A 19213-nucleotide genomic window follows, 5' to 3' on the forward strand; every position below is an offset into this window, starting at 1 on the left:
CTATCGGAGACACCATATTCCTAGACGAAAATGGCAACGGTACACCAGATACAGGTGAAGGAATAGCAGGAGTAGAAGTCAAATTAGATATTGATAGTGATGGAACATTTGATGCCACCGAAACTACAGATGCTAATGGTCAGTACTTATTCGATGGGTTAAACAGTGGTGACTACACAGTCATGGTAGATACCAATACCTTACCAGATGATGTAGTAAATACTGTAGACCCAGATGGTGGTAATGACAGTATGTCCGATGTCACCCTGGGAACAGGAGAAGACAACCTCGACCAAGACTTCGGTTATGAACAAGAATTAGGTTCTATCGGAGACACCATATTCCTAGACGAAAATGGCAACGGTACACCAGATACAGGTGAAGGAATAGCAGGAGTAGAAGTCAAATTAGATATTGATAGTGATGGAACATTTGATGCCACCGAAACTACAGATGCTAATGGTCAGTACTTATTCGATGGGTTAAACAGTGGTGACTACACAGTCATGGTAGATACCAATACCTTACCAGATGATGTAGTAAATACTGTAGACCCGGATGGTGGTAATGACAGTATGTCCGATGTCACCCTGGGAACAGGAGAAGACAACCTCGACCAAGACTTCGGTTATGAGGAAGAACCTCAAAATCCTGGTATCGAAATTGAAAAGTCCACTAACGACGTAGATGCTGACACACCAGAAGAAGCACCAGAAATCGCTGCTGGTGAGGAAGTTACTTGGACTTATGAAGTAACCAACACAGGTGATGTACCCTTTGATGAAAGTGAAGTTGTAGTCACTGACGACCAAGAAGGCATAATTACTAACATCATTAACAAAGGAGATGGTGATAACATCTTAGCTCCTAATGAAACCTGGATTTATGAGCAGACAGGAATAGCTCAAGATTTATCTACTGTTACTAACAACGTTATTGATTTTGAAACCGATGGTTTGGGTAATGCTTTACCTGCTGGCACAATTATTGATGACGAGTACCAGAACCTAGGGGTAACCATTTCCGCTACTGAATTCGGTGCCATGATCTTTGATAGTGCTAATCCAACTGGAGAAGATCCAGATTTAGCAACAGACAGTGAAGGCAACATCTTAATAATTTCCGAAGATGGTGACAGTTCCGATCCTGATGACAATGCTGGTGGTGGGGTAATTACCTTTGACTTGGATAACCCAATCGAACTCAACTCTATTAATTTTGTAGATATTGAGGAAACAGGTGGTGAAGTTCGCACTATTGATGTTGATGGAAATATAATAGATACTACTGCAATTCCTGCTCCTGGTGATGGTAGTCTCCAAACTTTAAATATCAATGACAGTGATGTTGCCAAGATAGAAGTTGAACTTACTGGTAGCGGTGCTATTTCTGGCTTAGATTTTGATGGCATAGGTGACGGCATCTATAAAAATATCGGTACAGTTGTTGCTGATGATGTAACCGACGAAGACCCCAGTCACTATGTTAACGGCGAACCAGATCCTCAAGACCCTGGTATCGACATTGAGAAGTTCACTAATGGTATAGATGCTGACACCATAGACGAAGCAGTAGAAATTGCTGCTGGTGAAACAGTTACTTGGACTTATGAAGTAACCAACACTGGTGATGTACCATTTGATATATCTGAGATTGAGGTTACTGACGACCAAGAAGGCACAATTAGCAACATCTCTAACCAAGGTGATGGCGATAACACCTTAGATCCTAATGAAACCTGGATTTATGAGCTGACAGGAACTGCTCAAGACTTAAGCACTGCCACCAGCTCCCAAGACATCACCTTCAATCTAACAGGTAACAGTTCCACAACAGGTAGTAATGGAAATGTCCGTACCTTTACTCAAAATGGTGTATCAGTAGATGTCAGCGCATTCAGCAGTAACAAGAGCGGTGGAGACTGGAGAACTGCTTACCTTGGAGCTTATGGTGGTGGTTTAGGTGTTACCAATCGTAATGAAAGTGGTTCCCATCACCGAGTAGACAATGGTGGTAGCAACGATTATATCCTCTTTGAGTTCGACCAAAATGTCACCGTAGATCGAGCCTTACTTGATTATATCGTCGATGATAGCGATATCTCCGTTTGGATTGGCGATCGCGATGGAGACATTTCACTTTTAGATAATGACATCTTAAGTGGGTTCACCAAGGAAGATAACAATGGTGGTAGTGGCGGTCATAACAACAAACGCTGGGCTAACTTTAATGCTGATGAGTTAACCGGTGATACTCTGGTTATTGCGGCGAAGACAGATGGTACTAACGATAACTTCAAGTTGAAAAAACTGGATCTTTCTGTAGCGGGTGAAACAAGCATCGGCAATTACGTCAACATCGGAACTGTAACCGCTGGTTCTGTAAGTGATGAAGACCAGAGTAGTTACACGAATCCTGAAGGCGAACCCGAACCAGAAAATCCTGGTATCGACATTGAGAAGTTCACTAATGGTATAGATGCTGACACTCCAGACGAAGCAGTAGAAATTGCTGCTGGTGAGACAGTTACTTGGACTTATGAAGTAACCAATACTGGTGATGTACCATTTAATAAATCTGATATTGAAGTAACTGACGACCAAGAAGGCACAATTACCAACATCTCTTACCAAGGAGACGGAGATAACACCTTAGATCCTGGTGAAACCTGGACTTACGAACAAACAGGAACAGCTCAAGACCTGACCACAGTTACAGAGGGGACAACTGAAACCTTCAATTTCACAGGCAATAGTGGTTTAGATGGTCCTAATGGCAATATCCGTACCTTTGATGCTGGTGACCTTTCTGTCAACGCCAGTGCTTTCAGTCGCGATGAACACGGAAATTGGGATGAAGGCTTTTTGGGTAGTTTCTCTGGTGGACTTGGAGTCACTGATACCTCAGAAGGTAATGGAAGCAATAACTTGCATAAAGTTGACAATGTATACCGAGACAACTATGTCTTATTTGAATTCTCTGAGGATGTTGTTGTCGATGAGGCATTCTTAGCTTCCGTAACAAATGACAGTGATATTACCTATTGGGTAGGTAGCAAGGAAGATGCGTTCACTGACCACAATATCTTAAGTGATAATTTCTTAGACAGTCTTGAATTCACACAAGACAATGATACCTCCAGTTCAAGTTCACGCTGGGCAAATATCAATAATGGTGAAGTGAGTGGTAATATACTCGTTATTGCAGCTTCTACCTCCGACCCAACTCCTGAAGACCGATTCAAGATCAAAGAATTAGAAGTGCAGCAGGTCGAAACTGTCGAAAGTGGTTTTTATCAGAATCTAGGTACTGTTGATATCAATGGTCTCACCGATGATGATTTGAGTCACTATGTTAATCCTGACTTCTCTATCTAATTTTCTTGGATAGACTTTCTAGACATTGACTCATAGCAAATTTAGAAGTCTAAGTAAAGTTAATAGTTGAATTGATTTAAGAGTTTCACAGAAATTATGTCTGTGAGGCTCTTTTTTTTAGATAAGAGTTTTTGATACCAAATCTACTTTTCATTAATGGATAATGCATAATTGATAATTACCTCTGGTTAAAACCGTTACGGAATTGAATATAAGGAATATTGTCTTTGTTTTTCCCTTAAAAGGGGAGGCTTCAAAGCGCGAATTATTTAATTATTAATTATTAATTATTAATTCTTCGGTAATACCAATTTGATAAATGTTTGTTACAAATGGTACGGACGTTGCATAAGGGTGTCCGTACAAAAGAAGGAAGAGGGAAGAAGGAAGAAGGGGAAAATTTTGAAAAAAAGGGAAAAACGATAGAAATGACTATCTAAAATTAACTGGAGCAGCTATTTTTAAGCATATTCGATCAAGATCTACCTTTTTGTAGCATTCTTTTTTTTAATTGCTATAAGCGAAAATAAAAAGTTTGTTTTACCGAAAAATTGTGGGTATGCGCCTCCCCTTTTAAGGGGATAATAAGCGGTCGTTTGCGGAGCAGTCCGTTAGGATGGGATGGCGAGGTCTCCTCGCCATATCCAATCGACCAAGAGAAGAAAAATTTTCATCTCTTTGTCAATCCTCTTCTTTCAAGGAGAGGTAATTATTCATTATTCATTATTCATTATTAATTGTTGAAAAAGCTGCACTTGGTACAATTTTGTAAACTGGAAAATTTTTTTATTGGGATTGAGATGTAGATATTAATGCTGTATGTACACTAGATAAGTGATAGTCCTGTATATGTAGTGATAAGTCAATATAAATGATTAGTTTTTAACATTAATCTTGAAAATATTACGTTTTTAGACAGTGTAAAGTTCTTGGAATAACTATTGCTAGCCAAGGCTTTCAGAGACTCAAGGTTAAAAACTATCCATTCATAAAAATAGCTGCTCTAAGCGTTTTCCAATAACACTTTCAGTCTTGAGAACACACCGTTTTTTAGAATAACTTTGTACTCTCCAGTTACGTTTTCTCCTACTGAAAAATTTCAAAATTATTGTCTAGCCAATATAGCTGCCTCTAGCCTCTGCCTTTCATGTCGCGCAGCAAAACGCTTCATATCATCAGCTATAAAATCATCAGGAATTAACCCCAAATATTCTAACCAAAAAGTATTCTATTATCTATTAACAGTAATCAGAAAAAATCTCTATCTCTATAATGAAATGTCAGATAATCAACTAATCTGCCCTAGTTGTGGTAGTAATTATTGCTCTGCTGATTAATTATAAAAGTATTGATATATAAAGGTTTGAGCATTTTTAGGGTCGAATTGCAGTACGCCTGTTTCAGTTGATTTTGCTCAAAAAGCTAGTATTTTGGGCTGACTATGGCAGAACAATCTTGGGACAAAACTTAGCTCCTACCTCCTCGCTCATTCCTCGTTCTTCCTGTCTCCTGTCTCCTGTCTCCTGTCTCCTACCCCAGCAAAAAGACTTTCCATAAGCAAACCCTAATTATATTGTTAAAAATGGGATTATTCACTTCGGAAAAACAAAAATATCAGTGTCAAAATTATCACAGACAATTTGTGGAAAATAGTAAAATAAATTCTATTTAGTAATGAAGCCAAATAATTAATTGATAAGTTAGTTTGGCACTTTTTAATTCGTGTAACAGGTGTGTCGAAAAAATGGTTCCAGAATTACGTTAATAATAAGTATGCTGAAGTTTATCGGTCTATTAAATATACTAAGAAAAAACTGGGTAAACTCACCATCTAATGTGATGAAATGTAGTCATTTGTTGACCATAAAAATCACAAACAATGGCTCTGATTAGCAATTGATATAGAAACTAAATGAAGCGTTTCGCTGCGCTACATGAGAAGGGGAGACTAGCAGCAGCTATATCGCCTGACCACAATTTTATCACTACATATACAGGACGACCGAAATATATTAGAGACTGTTTGTATTGATTTACCATAATGAATAGAGGAAATAATTACTCTAACATTTTAATTTTTGCTTCAATCGCAAATCAACAATACCTCCTTTTATTGTTCTTGATAAGTAATTTCTTCTCTCTTCACGACCAGACCATTGATTGCTAAACTAAAAGAACCATCATTCACTCTGAAAGTTTTATTTCCATCAATTGCAGCATATCCTTGATTAAATTCTACAGGTAACTCTAAAACTTGATTCGGATTAGATTTTCTGCCTGCAACTAACATTAATTGACCATTTGGTTGACGACAAATATTGGCAAAATAGTTCTTGGATTCAAAATAATTTACTTCAGACCAGTTGTCTCCACGTTGAAGACAAATACGTCGATCATTCCGGGGAACTTCAGCTAATAATATAGTCCCTTGCTCTGTTTCTAGATTGTTATGATATGCTAGAACTTTTGCTGAAAATGTATATAAAAATAATGTAGTAATTGTCAACAGTCCTAACTTTAAGAGCTGTTGATTAGTCTTAACAAAATTCACAGTTTAGTCCTCCGATAAATGAATTAATGGGTTCCATAATACAACATAGAAGCAAAATTTAATAATTAAATTTCTATGATTCAATAAAAAGCATATCTGACAAGGGAGGCGAATTAAACTTTCTTGAAATAAAAATCAATAGAGCTACTATCTCTCTTGACATACTTTTTCAGAAAATTGACTACAAACATAGGTTATTTGTTCTTCACTGATAGTCTTACCATTTTCTACAATACTTAAAGTAGCACCTGTTACAATATAGATAGTATTTCCGTTTTCATCAACATATCCAGTTCCCTCTTCAACTATTACAGGTATCTTAATAGCATTTTCAGGATTAGCTTTTTGACCACCAATATAAATTAATTGACCATTTGGCTTTCGACAGATATTGGCAAAAAAATTAGCTGTTTCTACATAACAAAGATGTTATGTTACTAAAGGCAGATTTTGCTGAAGGCATATCTGCAAACTATTAGTGGTCTGTCAACTTTGAAATGATAGATAGATTTTTGTAAATGTGATTTTTGGGTAATGTTTTTTGGGTAATAAGACCCCTCAAAACTATCTTGACAGACTACTACAAAAACCCTAAGTATTTTTAACAAATATTTATCACACCTGATATAAGCTTTTGAACATTGAAACTATAGAACTTCTTGATAAAAGGGAACCCTTAACCCTTAACAAAGAACATAAAACCTCAATGTGTCTTAGCTTATATCAGCAAGCTAACCAAAAATAATTTTTAGTAAAGAAAAATCATCACTAAAGGCATGACCACAATTCAAATCTCGCACATAGTTTAATATCTTATCTAGATGAAAATAACCGTATTTATGGTACTCTAAAATTAGATCGATAAAGTTATCTATACCCCAGATTTCTCCTCCAGGTTGAGGAATTTCATAAACACCATCACTAAAGATATACAGAGAACTCAACTTCTCAACTACACAAGAATTATCAACATAAGTCACATCTGGAAACATACCAATAGGCATTCCTGGAGTTTTCAACTTATTCACCTGACTAGGCTGACCATTACCTAAGACTAACACAGCCGGAGGATGACCTGCACTTGCATATACCAGTTGATTCTCAGAGCGATTATATACCCCATACCAGATTGTAAAGTATTTATCATTTTGATATGTCATCTGGTAAGTATTATTTAAAGCTCTAAGTACATCACTAGGTTGATGATAATCTATATTCGGTATTGTCTTCGATCTTAATAAATTCAAAACTGAAACAGAAGGAAGTGCCGCTCGTAAACCATGGCCAGCTACATCCAGTAAATACACAGCCAAGTAATTGTCATCTAGCCAATAATAATCAAAGCAGTCTCCTCCTAATTTGTGGGAAGGAATAAACTGTGATTCAACTTTTACTGGTTCCATTAAGGGTTCTGGCAGAAGAGAGCGCACATAATCAGCAGCTTCAGCTAATTCTGCTTCTAGTAGTCGCTTTTGAGTTTGTAAGTCTTGAGATAGCTGATGTAATCGTAACCCTGCTCTGACCCTGGCGGTCAATTCACTCATTTCTATTGGTTTAGAAATAAAGTCATCAGCACCTGCGTCCAGACCTTTAACTCGATCTTGAACCGTTCCTAAAGAAGTTAATAAAATGAAGAAAGTAGTAGATAGCTCAGAATTTGTTTTAACTCGGCTGCATACCTCTATTCCTGTCAGTCGTGGCATAATCCAGTCACAGATAATCAAAGCAGGTTGTAAATTTTGTGCCTGTTGAAAACCATCTTCACCATTACTTGCTACCGTCACTTCATAACCCTGTTTCTGGAGAACTCTTTTGAGCAATTCCTGAATGGCAATATCATCATCAATAACCAAAATTTTATACATCATGCACTCAGTTAAACAATTCACTATTTCGGCGAAAGCCAACATAAAAGTGAGTAGACCAACAGGAGTTTTTATTTCAACTCGCTTCGTTCAAAAGCAGCAGGAGGAAGGATATAAGTAAAGTGCTAATATTTTTTTTCTTTTCTTACTTCCTTCATTTTGCAGATATTGGGTTTAATTCTCCCACGCCTTTTCAAAATTAGTGGTCTTCAATCTTACATTGGGATCGAATCCCTTTTTTCATCAACTTTCTTCCTTTTTTTAAATTATTTACATAAATTTTATACATATACTTTACAATATAGCTTAGGATATACCTAAAATATTATGTAATAAATTTAAGAAAGTAAGTGTGAATAAAGTCAAAGAATCTGATAAATTACCTACGAAACGTAGTGCTTTTTTACAAGTTAGTTCAGACCTTAGAGAAAACGACAAAGTTTTGTCATGGTTTGAGCAATTGTATCAAGCACCTATTCCGAAAACAGTTTGGCTACAGTGTGAGCTGGCTTTGGCTGAAGGTTTTACTAATGCAGCCCGCCATGCCCATAAAGATTTATCTAGAGAAACACTTATAGACATTGAAGTTACAATATTCAGCGACCACACAGAAATTAGAATTTGGGATTGTGGTCCACCTTTTGACTTAGCAGAATGGTTAAAAGCACAACCAGCTCAAACAGATATATTTGCACCTGGTGGACGGGGTATAAAACTTATGTATGCCATAGCAGACAATATTAGTTATACCCGTAGTACATCCGAAAATCGGAATTGTTTGTTAATTAGTAAAGATTATTGGCCATACCCCAAAGAACAAAATCAAACTTCTGATAGTAACAGCTAAATCTAAAATGTGTGAGTGTAAAGCTATGAGATTTGTGCCAATGGATTGAGCCAAAGCAAAATTTCACGTTTAAGTTGATTGAGGTCTCGATAAACTTCTTGTTTTAGCCATTGACCGATCGCATCTATAGGAGTATATACTTTTCCTACAGGCCAAGTTATATCTTGACCCAAAGGTGTTAAATGGTTTCCATTTAATCTTTTAACTGTCACCATATCAGGAAAAAGTAATCTCAACAAATCACTCAAACGAAGAGTTTGATCTATATCATCGTCGTTAAATTTAATCAATAAGTTGCGCCGAATTTGATAACGCTTTTGAATTAGGCGGTTTGTTATCTTAGGAGATGGAGTAAATTCTACTTTCATCACAGGAGATATCTGCTCCACCAAGGGTATTGCATCACGAGCGGCAGAATTATTAAAGGATATCAAAATATTTCCAGCTCTTTCTACAGAAAATAAGCTACCTATAAGTAAATGTAACTTACATCCCATGCTATGGCCAATACCATATATAGGTAGACTTTTTTTTCGCAGTATTCTTTGAGCATAAATAAGATTGAGACAGCTATCAAAACTGCTGAGAACATTTTTAGCCATTGCTAAATGATCTAAAGTATTGACAAAAGGAGTCGCTATTACTGCATATCCTTGATTTGCTAGCATTTCCAATAACCACCGATAAGTTACATTGGGTGCAGTGGCAACAAACGCTCCTCCCAAAAAATGTACGACTGCTTTGGGATGAGAAGGTATTAGTACCCAATTACCAGAATTTTCTTGCCATTCCATAATTCAAATACTATAAAAGTTTTTCTCTTGACAATTACAATATTTAGTGATAATAAAGTTTAAGAATTATTTTGTGTTTAAAGGATAAAAATTAAAACACAAAAATCTAAAACAGTATTATTTTTTAATAAAATTGTAATAGCCGTTAATAAAATTTTAAGGGAAATTGGTAGAATTTGACAGATTCAATTAGTTAATCGGCCTATTTATTTTTTATTTTTATTTTTTAATACTCTCAGATCATTGATTTCTGGGAAATTCCTATACAGCTATAAATAAAAACAGTTGTTATGATAGATAACGTAGATATAAAGGTAGATACTACATCATGCTACTGAAATATAAGTACAAGCTCAAACCACAGAAAAGCCAAATGGTAATTATAGCTAATTGGTTGGAATTAGCCTGAAAGCAATATAACTACCGTTTAGCTGAAAGGCTGAATTGGTTTGAAGCCACACGCACACCAGTAAACGCTTGCCCACTTAACGTTTCAGTAGTAGGGACGTTGCATGCAACGTCCCTACAACGGATTTATCAAAATATCCCAGAGTTTAGAATACAAGCAAGGAACGGTAGAAAAAAAGACGGCGATGGTAATCCAGTAACAAAGAAAGGTGAGAGGCATCCAAATATAATAAATGGTTATGTTGTGTGGGAAACTGTTCAACTAGCAGATTTAGCACAAACCAAAAAGCTATTTCCTGAGTATAAGTGTATGCACTCTCAAGTGCTACAAGATGTTATCCAGCGTGTACAAACTACTATGGATAACTTGTGCCTTACCTGACAAAAACGGGAAAACCAGTGGGAGACAGAAATTCAAAGGGAAGCACTATTATAACTCGTTCAGTTATCCTCAGTTATCAAATACCAACCCAGACCAAAAATGCCAATAGTCGTTTTTGTGTCAATTTACCAAAAATTGGCTTAGTCCCCTTAGTATACAATCGCTCAATACCACTAGGATTCAAGGTTAAAACAGGTACAGTAATCCGTGAAGCTGATGGTTGGTATGTTAGCTTAACGATAGAAGATAAGACTGTACCATTAGAGGTTGCAGAAATTCAACCTACCTTAGAAAACTCATGCATGTATTGATTTGGGATTGTTGTACTATGCTGTAACCAGTGATGGTGAGTTTATAAATGTTCCCAAATTTTTTAGAAAATCTGAGTATAGATTGTCTAAACTCCAAATTAGATTGGCTAAGAAACGAAAACATTCCCGATCTTGGAAGATTCTCAAGTGCAAAATAGCTAAACTGCATCAATTAATAGCTAGACAAAGGTTAGACTGGCAATTCAAACTTGCTTATCATTTGTGAGCGTGATTGTCAGGTAATATTCCTTGAAGACCTACAGATAGCTTCTTTAGTTAGACGTTGCAAAGCAAAAATCGGCGATAATGGCCAGTTCTTACCCAACGGTCAATCGGCGAAGTCAGGACCAAATAAGTCCTTGCAGGATGCAGCTTTTGGTAAGTTTGTTCAAGTCTTAGAATATGTCGCTTGGAAACTTGGCAAGAGGACTATCAAAGTAGACCCAAAAGGCACATCTCAACATTGTTGGGAATGCTTGAGTAAAGTCCCTAAAAGCTTATCAGAGCGTTGGCATTCATGTCCTAAATGCGGACAAGAACTAGATAGGGACTATAACTCACCCACCCCTCTAGCTCCCCTCCCGGGAGGGGATGGGGGTGGGTTGGATGGTTATCAACACAGGGGGAGGACATCACCTCTATTAAAACTGCGGTCAGGACTTCTCTGGCTGAAGAATCCCGCGTTGTCGCGAATATAGCAACGTCGGGAGTATGTCAATCAGACAATGGATCTTTTAATCCCAACTCCTGGAAAGCAGCTAACCGCAACCGACAAGAATCACATATACCACAAGGTTTTTCTTCACCTGCATAACATGACCAAGTTTTTTCCCAAGGTACTCCTAAATTATTCCCCAATTGAATAATTTCGGTCTTTTTCATATCAATAAGTGGGGAAACAATAGCGATCGCTTCACCCTCCCTCCCCTGTTTAGTTCCCAGGCGAAACACTTCTTGCATGGCCTGAATATAGTCTGGGCGACAGTCAGGATAACCCGAATAGTCTAAAGCATTCACCCCAATATAAACCCGACTCGCATTGACAACTTCAGCATAAGCGAGGGCAAAACTCAGAAAAATAGTATTACGTGCTGGAACATAAGTAATAGGTATATTTTGTGACATTTCCTCAACAGAGCGATCGCTTGGCAAATCAATTTGATTATCAGTTAATGCCGACCCCCCCCATAGTCTGAGGTCAAAACTGACAACATGATGTTCTACTACACCCACACTTTCAGCAATTTTTTTGGCTGAGTCTAACTCTCGACGATGGCGTTGTTGGTAGTCAAAGGAGATAGCATAACATTGACAACCATCTGCCTTTGCTTGGTACAAAACCGTTGAGGAATCTAATCCTCCTGATAATAAAATAACTGCTTTCACTATTCTATAATTTTGAGTAATATATTTTAATCATAACTATCGGAACTCTCATAAAAATGAAGTCTACCATAGCCAAGAAAATGACCAGATGATTTTTCTCCAACCGGAAAAGCTGTAACTCCAAATAAATATGTACCCCCATATTTAGGAGTCCGCACTGGACGCAAACCTATGGTAAAAGTTTTGCCTGGAGGTACTGGAGGATTAAAGGTTACTGAAACAGTATTAGTTTCCCGATTGATCGCCACTTCCTCAACTGCCAGTTGCTGACCTTTCTTTTGATGAGTTCCTTCAAAGGCAATAATTTTCTTTGGGTTATATCGGATATTGCCAAATCCTTCAGTTTTGGTAATTGTCACTCGTTCCAATGGCACTCCAGTATCAGGCAATAAACTGAGAGTAAAGTAATAGGTTGCACTCCAAACATAGGTTTCACTGCGGGTAGTAACTGCCTTAACTAGGCGAGGTGGTTGAGCAAAATAAACTGTACCATCTTTTGTTTTAATTGCTAAAGTAGGAGTCACCAAGAAGTAACAAACAATAAAGAAGAAGGAAAAAATTTTCAATTTAGGAACTAACATATAGTCATTGAGCGAATAAGTTAACTAGCTATCAGCATTTTCCGTACCAGAATGCTCTGCAAACAGAAATCAGCTTTCAGCACGCTAAAAGCTTGGGTTTAAATCCCTGACTTCTAGCTTGTCATTTATTTTAGGAGGAGTTGCCTATCCCCTTCTCGCCCGCGCTGACTGCTAAAAACCTATCAGCTATTTGCGGAACATTCCGGACCGAAACCCTTTTTAAGGGGGACACTACATCAAAGAAAAGCTAGGTTGGGACATAGACTGACTATCAATGGAATACGGTCTAATTTTTTTCCACTATTACCTCACACCGAGTGCGCTACCTAGTGCGTCTTTTACCAATGGGGGTGGTACCACTATTACCTATTGCCTGTTATACGTTATCTGTTTTACACCATTTTCTGTACAAACGGCATTTAGAGGTCTATCCCAAGAGTCTATAGGTAACTGTTGTAAGTAACCAAATTCAAACACAATTCCTATAGTAGGTTTTGATGCCCATTCTTCAGAACTTAACATCCGGTCGTAAAAACCACTACCATAGCCTAAACGATAACCATTTAGATCACAAGCAACAGCAGGAATTAAAATTAAATCTACTTCTGATGAATGTAATAATGGTGCATTTGATTCTGGTTCTAAGATACCATAAATGCTTTTTTGTAAATAATTTTCTGGTTGCCAAATATGCCAAGATAAAGTTTTTTTGACACACCGTGGAAATCCCCAATTTTTAATATAAGCTGTTGAATTTTCTCGATTATTTGTAAATAATAAACTAAGGTCTACTTCTTGACGGAAACTAAAGTAAGCTAAAACAGTTTGAGCTTTTTGAAACAGGGGGTAATTTTGTAAGTGGTGGCAAAGGCGATCGCTCTTTTCCCTCCATTCTGTCTCTGACATAGACTGACGTTTTTTTAACAGCGAGCTTCTTAATTCTTTTTTGAGCATTAATCTAGTGGGACTTACACTTAAAATATTTAGGTGGGTAAATATTAATTATACTAAGTATGGTTTAAACTCACAGATTTATACCAATTATCTAAACAATGGCCACAGATAGTGTAGATTATGATATGAGTAGAATTAAAAGAAAAAAATGGTAGGAGTTGACAAGCTATACATCCTCCGCCACCAATGTCCACTTTCTTAACCCACTGCAACCAATCTCTGTGGTTTTTACTGATTGACTATCAATGATACCTGGACTTTTGGAAAAAAGTAAAATAAAATCACTTCAATATTTTGGCTTTAAATTAGGTAGCCTTAGTTTACAGTAATAAAAATATTATAATGTTAATTCGATAATTATTCTGGGTATTGATATTATATAAGTTTTTACTTTTTAATGGAATAAATAACTTTTGCTTTCTGCCTTTAAGCTAAAATTTCAGTTTAATGAGTGAGATTCAAACAATTTTTAAGCTCAAATATAGCCTAATTTTTTTTTGATAAGAGGCAAATACGTCAATGTTTTGAGTTAACTAATCATATCAAATCCGGTTAATTGCACATAGAATCTGCTGATATAATATCTGTTTATAATTCTATCCACACTTCACTATCCCTATCTCCCCATCTCCCCATCTCCCCATCTCCCCATCTCCCCGTCTCCCCCAACTATATAATAAGTATTCAACCGGATTTGATATCAATATTTATTCTTAGAATTTCCGTGACTTTAGTTCCTGGAGTAGTCAACTACTTAATAATACCAAATCCAATTTAGCTAGACCACAAATAAGTCAACTACAATTCATATATATCAAGCTTTTCTCAATAATATATTGTGGTCTATAGTAATCGGATTTGGTTTAATTTATAAATAAGAGTAAAATTTCGGTGTTAAAAAAATGTGTTATAATTAACCAAGAACTTAAAAAGTAGCCTCAATGATCTTTATATTACGTTAAAATCTACATAATTAAGCTATTGAGTATAGTATTGAAATACAATATAAATTAAATTGGGAAGTTATGTCATATTCGGTAAAACAGTGATAAGTGCATAAGCAAAATTAATTACATATTTTACTGACTCCTGTTGCCTGTTGCCTCTCTTAACTAATAAATTTATTTTGCACGACTACTTAATAGCAGCTCGTAGTTGCCCTTTAGTGCTACCTGACATTTTGGCGGTGCTAAAGCACAACTACAAACAAATGTACTGCTTTTCAGGATAATAGACATCTCCAAAAATCAAAAATAAAATCAATTATTATCCATAAATTATCAATTATTTCCTCCTGTTCCCTGTTCCCTATTCCCTATTCCCTCTTTTCTGGAGATGTCTAATTGAGATACACTTTAAGATGAATTTGTGTTTCCTAGTTCCCCAAAACTATGAATTTAGTCCTACTAACTGTTCCATTTCCAAAAATGCTGCCACCCGTAAAATCAATGCTTCATTATAAGACGCACCAATAATTTGTACCCCCAAAGGCAAACCATTAGCACGACGGATGGGTACTGACAAAACTGGCAACCCGATAAAAGACAAAGGTTGCGTATACAAACCTAAATTTGGACGCACTAACACTTCCTCCCCAGCAATAGTCATTTTTTCCTGCCCTAATAGTGGTGCAACACAAGGAGTAGTGGGAGCCAGAATAATATCTACTTCCTTAAATATTTCTCCAACACAACCTTGATACCAACGGCGGAAACGTTGAGCTTGAATATACCAGTCTGCGGGAATTAAAGCACCAGCTAAAAAGCGATCGCGAGTTGCTGGATCGAAATCTTGGGGGCGAGTGCGTAAATTTTCTAAATGTAAATTCGCTCCCTCAGCAGCAGTAATAATATAAGCAGCAGCTCTAGCTCGATGTGCTTCCGGTATTGTCACCCTGCGAGTTACTCCCAATGCTGTCGCCACCTGTTCCACTGCTGCGAAAACTTCTGGCTCCCCACCTGTGGCAAAGTGACCGTCAGCAACTGCAATGCGTAAACCTTCAATATTGTGATTGAGTTGAGGCAAACAAGCTTCCGGAGTACGATGGGTACAAACTGGGTCTCTAATATCTGACCCCTGTAAAACATCATAAACTGTTGCGATGTCTCTTACAGAACGAGCAAATGGTCCGACATGGTCTAAACTACTGGCAAACAGAAAAACCCCTGCTCGCGACAAGCGTCCATAAGTGGGTTTAAAGCCGAATACACCGCATAAGGAGGCTGGCACGCGGATAGAACCGTTGGTATCGGAGCCAAGGGTTATGGGTACTAAACCAGCAGCAACGGCAGCAGCAGAGCCACCGGATGACCCCCCAGAGATGCGGGTGAGGTCGTGGGGATTAGGTGTTGCACCGTAGTGACTATTTTCGGTTACAAAACCATAGGCGTATTCATCCATATTCAGGGCACCGATGAAGATAGCACCTGCTTGTTTGAGTTTAGCTACGGCGGTTGCGTCTTCTGTTGCGGGTGAGTTTTCAGCGTTTATTTTGGCTCCAGCGAGAGTTGTCATACCTGCGATGTCGTAGAGATTTTTGACTGCAAAGGGTACACCTGCTAGAATACCAGGATTTTTGCCTTGAGCAATTTCTGTGTCTATTTGTTTGGCAGTGTTAAGGGCGGCTTCTGCAGTAATAGCAGTGAAGCAGTTGAGGGTTTGGTTGTGCTGGTTAATTTGTTGTAAGCATTTAGTTACTATGGTTTGAGCTGTGGTTTCCTCTGTTTTGATAGCTGTAGCGATCGCTATTGCATCTATTTCATTAAATTTGATAGTCATTTTGGTTTAATGGGTAAAAAAGTAAGAAAGTTTTTGGGTAGTTCTGCATAGTAATGGTATACGCAGATGAACAATGTCTAGTGCGGGCATCCTGCCAGCGAGTAGGGGAGCAAGATGCTACTGCTGTGTCTGTTCATTAATGGATAATGGATAATGGATAATGGATAATGGATAATTACCTCTGGTTAAAACCATTCTTGATTGAATATAAGGAAACATTATTTCTTTCTTTTCCCCTTAAAAGGGAAGGCTTTAAACCAGAATTATTTAATTATTAATTAATTATTCGGTAAAAAAAATAATTACAATGCACGACCATTACAATCCACCACCACTAGTTTTTGTAGCCATATCAATTCCCTAATTTTTCTGGGTCAAATTTTGGTGCTTGCTCTATTTCTGGTGGTAGGGGAAAGTCTATGACTAATTGAGCGATCGCTGTAATTTTTTCTAGATTTTCTACTACACCAGGAAGATGTTCTGGCTGTAATGGTAAATTGATTAATTCTGCCGTACATTCAACATATTTTTCGATATTTTTCATAATTCAATTAGTAATTATAGTTTGCTGAAAAATTATTTTTGTAGAGGTTATAAGTCAGGTTTTATATCTCATAAATCGGGAAGATAAAGGCAGGAATAATGGTCTAATTTTTGTCTATCTAGGCTTGCCAAAAAGGTGAGTATTTTCAGATTTTTGGAGCGAAAAAATTGCATTCTTTATTTTTGCAAAAAAGGCTGAATAATTTACCGGCAAAGGCTTTGATAGTTAATCAGCAAATCCTCATCATAAAAAATGTATAATTTATCATCAATTATCCAATTTTTTCAAATAGTTTGACTACAAAAATTATAGTCTATTTATTAATTTTTTTATTACACAAAAACTAGAGTAGCATCAAAAATATTTCCCTTAAGTAAAAGAAGTAAATTTAATTGTTTTCGGAATAGTCTCTGCCAATAATTTACCCTGACAAAATACATATTTTACAGTAGCACGTTTCCTAACTGCATTAAAACAACTATCCGCATCTAAAACTATCAAATTGCCTGGATTTCCTACCTTAATTCCATACCTATCTTCTACATCTAAAGTTTTCGCACCATTCCAAGTAACCATTTGATAACAAGCATCAATTTCTGCCATTCCAGTCATCTGACATATATGTACGCCCATATAAGCCACATCTAACATACTACCAGTACCCAAACTATACCAAGGGTCTTGCACACAATCATGGCCAAAACTAACATTTAGTCCTCGTTCCCATAACTCCTTAACTCGCGTCACACCCCGTCTTTTAGGATAAGTATCAGTACGACCTTGAAGAGTAATATTAATTAAAGGATTAGCAATAAAATTAATTTTAGACCTCTCTAATAAACTCATTAATTTCAAAGCATAAGCATTATTATAAGAACCAAAAGCAGTAGTATGACTAGCAGTCACTTGTGAAGTTAAACCTGTCCTAATTGCACAAGCAGCAACCACTTCTAAAAAACGTGATTGATCGTCATCTATTTCATCACAATGAATATCGATAAAACAGTCATATTTTTCTGCCAATTCAAAAATTTTACGCACAGATTTTACCCCATCTTCCCTCGTGAATTCATAATGAGGAATTCCACCCACACCATCCACTCCTAATTGTAAAGCTTTTTCTAAAAGTGAGAGGTTTTCATCTTTACTATAAATACCATCTTGGGGAAAAGCAACTATTTGTAAATTCATCCAATCTTTGACAATTTCTTTTACTTCTAAAAGTGCTTGTAATGCTGTTAGTTTTGGTTCACTAACATCGATGTGGGATCTAACAAATAATACTCCTTGTATAGCTTGGAGTTTAAGAGTGTCAATAGCACGTTTTTTCACATCTTCTAGTGTCAACTCTTGCTTACGATCGCCCCAAATTTCTATACCCTCAAATAATGTACCACTTTGATTCCAGCGTGGTTCTCCGGCAGTGAGAGCAGAATCTAGATGAATGTGAGATTCTACAAATGGTGGACTGACTAATTTTCCCTGAAGATCGAGTTCTTGGTACGCAAAAGCTGGAATATTCCCAGAGATAGCAACAATTTTACTGTCATCAATGGCAATATCTACTATTTCTGTTTGTTGAGTTGGTTGCAATAAGCGACTGTTTCGCAGAATTAATTCATAATTTTTGTCAGACATGAAGTTTTGGTAGTTAAAAAATTAGGAGTCAGTAATTTGAATTTTATCATGGAAGGGTCAACAATTAATAGATATCTCCAGAAAATAAACTTGCTTTTTATTTAAGGGAATAGCAGAAAATAAATTATCCCAATTTTTTTACTTAGATCGTTAACTAGCTACTCTCTACTCCCTTACTTTTTCAATTTATTCCCTACTGCCTGCCTACTGCCTTACTTTAATAGCTAATGGGATAATTTTTTATTTGGAAGTCCCTAAGATAAGTTAGAGTTGTAATAGTAACTTACAAAATCATTTTTCGTATCTTTGGTGTGAAAATCTATTCCCTGTTCCCTGTTCCCTCACAGGAGTGCGCTCCCAGATGCGTCTGTCGCCAACGCGGGGTCGCACCGCTGTTCCCTGTTCCCTACTCTTGTAAAAAGTTGATATCTTTTTCACCAGATATCTAATAATTACCGAAAAATTGTGGGTATGTGCCTCCCCTTGGATAGGGGATAATAAGCGGTCGTTTGCGCAGCATGACCTAGGATGGGATGGCGAGGTCTCCTCGCCATATCCAATCGACTCCTGTGAAAAAAAATTTTCATGAATTTGTCAATCCTCTTCAATTTCTTTTCAAGGAGAGGTAATTATTAATTATTAATTATTCATTATTAATTGTTGAAAGCGCTTTTCATATTGATGAACCACATCGTCACAATCACGCGCCCTGTAGGGACGTTTCATGGAATCCCTACTGTGGTCTACCGTGCAGGAAAACCGCTGTAATTATGGCTTTGTTGAAAAATGAACTGCCT

15 protein-coding genes are annotated in these 19213 nt (G+C 37.0%); 6 read left to right on the forward strand and 9 right to left on the reverse strand.

Annotated elements, in window-relative coordinates; translation table 11 throughout:
• On the forward strand, positions 1-3377 hold a 3377-nt coding region (locus tag F6K23_RS20590; protein ID WP_293159266.1), incomplete at its 5' end, for an SdrD B-like domain-containing protein.
• Positions 3378-5487: 2110 nt separating this feature from the next.
• Here the strand turns inward: F6K23_RS20590 and F6K23_RS20595 are convergent.
• Both F6K23_RS20595 and F6K23_RS20600 read right to left on the reverse strand, forming a co-directional pair.
• A complete protein-coding gene (locus F6K23_RS20595) occupies positions 5488-5928 on the reverse strand; it encodes a hypothetical protein (protein ID WP_293159268.1) in 441 nt (146 codons plus the stop codon).
• Between the two features lie 731 nt (positions 5929-6659).
• Positions 6660-7793 carry a PP2C family protein-serine/threonine phosphatase gene (locus F6K23_RS20600; RefSeq protein ID WP_293159312.1) on the reverse strand — a complete coding sequence of 378 codons (1134 nt, stop codon included), beginning with the start codon at positions 7791-7793 and terminating at the stop codon, positions 6660-6662.
• Positions 7794-8145: 352 nt separating this feature from the next.
• Between F6K23_RS20600 and F6K23_RS20605 the strand changes: the two genes are divergently transcribed.
• A complete protein-coding gene (locus tag F6K23_RS20605) occupies positions 8146-8640 on the forward strand; it encodes an ATP-binding protein (RefSeq protein ID WP_293159270.1) in 495 nt (164 codons plus the stop codon).
• A gap of 23 nt (positions 8641-8663) precedes the next feature.
• Here F6K23_RS20605 and F6K23_RS20610 read toward each other — a convergent pair whose 3' ends face one another.
• Positions 8664-9434 carry a DUF1350 family protein gene (locus tag F6K23_RS20610; RefSeq protein ID WP_293159272.1) on the reverse strand — a complete coding sequence of 257 codons (771 nt, stop codon included), beginning with the start codon at positions 9432-9434 and terminating at the stop codon, positions 8664-8666.
• A 508-nt stretch (positions 9435-9942) separates the two neighbouring features.
• Between F6K23_RS20610 and F6K23_RS20615 the strand changes: the two genes are divergently transcribed.
• The 4 genes from F6K23_RS20615 to F6K23_RS20625 are packed head-to-tail and all read left to right on the forward strand — an operon-like array spanning position 9943 to position 11233.
• Entirely contained in the window at positions 9943-10224 is a 282-nt protein-coding gene (locus F6K23_RS20615; RefSeq protein ID WP_293159274.1) for a hypothetical protein, read from the forward strand.
• A complete protein-coding gene (locus F6K23_RS20620; protein WP_293159276.1) occupies positions 10212-10535 on the forward strand; it encodes a hypothetical protein in 324 nt (107 codons plus the stop codon). The genes F6K23_RS20615 and F6K23_RS20620 overlap by 13 nt, the downstream gene beginning before the upstream one ends.
• 10 nt (positions 10536-10545) lie before the next feature.
• On the forward strand, positions 10546-10761 hold the full coding sequence (locus tag F6K23_RS41955; protein WP_367267765.1) for a transposase: 216 nt from the start codon (positions 10546-10548) through the stop codon (positions 10759-10761).
• On the forward strand, positions 10745-11233 hold the full coding sequence (locus F6K23_RS20625; RefSeq protein WP_293159278.1) for a transposase: 489 nt from the start codon (positions 10745-10747) through the stop codon (positions 11231-11233). The genes F6K23_RS41955 and F6K23_RS20625 overlap by 17 nt, the downstream gene beginning before the upstream one ends.
• 16 nt (positions 11234-11249) lie before the next feature.
• On the opposite strand, the gene queC is transcribed toward F6K23_RS20625, so the two are convergent.
• The 6 genes from queC to codA all read right to left on the reverse strand — a co-directional run bounded on the left by queC (position 11250) and on the right by codA (position 18416).
• Complete coding sequence (queC, locus tag F6K23_RS20630) at positions 11250-11921, reverse strand: 7-cyano-7-deazaguanine synthase QueC (RefSeq protein WP_293159280.1); 672 nt, start codon at positions 11919-11921, stop codon at positions 11250-11252.
• Between the two features lie 26 nt (positions 11922-11947).
• Positions 11948-12502, reverse strand: a complete 555-nt coding sequence (locus F6K23_RS20635) for a DUF2808 domain-containing protein (RefSeq protein ID WP_293159282.1) — start codon at positions 12500-12502, stop codon at positions 11948-11950.
• A 366-nt stretch (positions 12503-12868) separates the two neighbouring features.
• Entirely contained in the window at positions 12869-13456 is a 588-nt protein-coding gene (locus tag F6K23_RS20640) for a 5-formyltetrahydrofolate cyclo-ligase (RefSeq protein ID WP_293159284.1), read from the reverse strand.
• A 1389-nt stretch (positions 13457-14845) separates the two neighbouring features.
• Positions 14846-16234 (reverse strand): AtzE family amidohydrolase, encoded by a 1389-nt coding sequence (locus F6K23_RS20645; RefSeq protein ID WP_293159286.1) that lies wholly within the window; start codon positions 16232-16234, stop codon positions 14846-14848.
• Positions 16235-16586: 352 nt separating this feature from the next.
• Positions 16587-16778: a DUF4089 domain-containing protein gene (locus F6K23_RS20650; RefSeq protein WP_293159288.1), complete on the reverse strand. Its 192-nt coding sequence runs from the start codon at positions 16776-16778 to the stop codon at positions 16587-16589.
• Between the two features lie 369 nt (positions 16779-17147).
• Positions 17148-18416, reverse strand: coding sequence for a cytosine deaminase (gene codA, locus F6K23_RS20655; protein WP_293159290.1), 1269 nt, complete (start codon positions 18414-18416; stop codon positions 17148-17150).
• Positions 18417-19213: the final 797 nt, after the last annotated feature.

It is taken from the genome of Okeania sp. SIO2C9 (assembly GCF_010672455.1).
In the GTDB taxonomy this organism is placed as follows: domain Bacteria; phylum Cyanobacteriota; class Cyanobacteriia; order Cyanobacteriales; family Microcoleaceae; genus Okeania.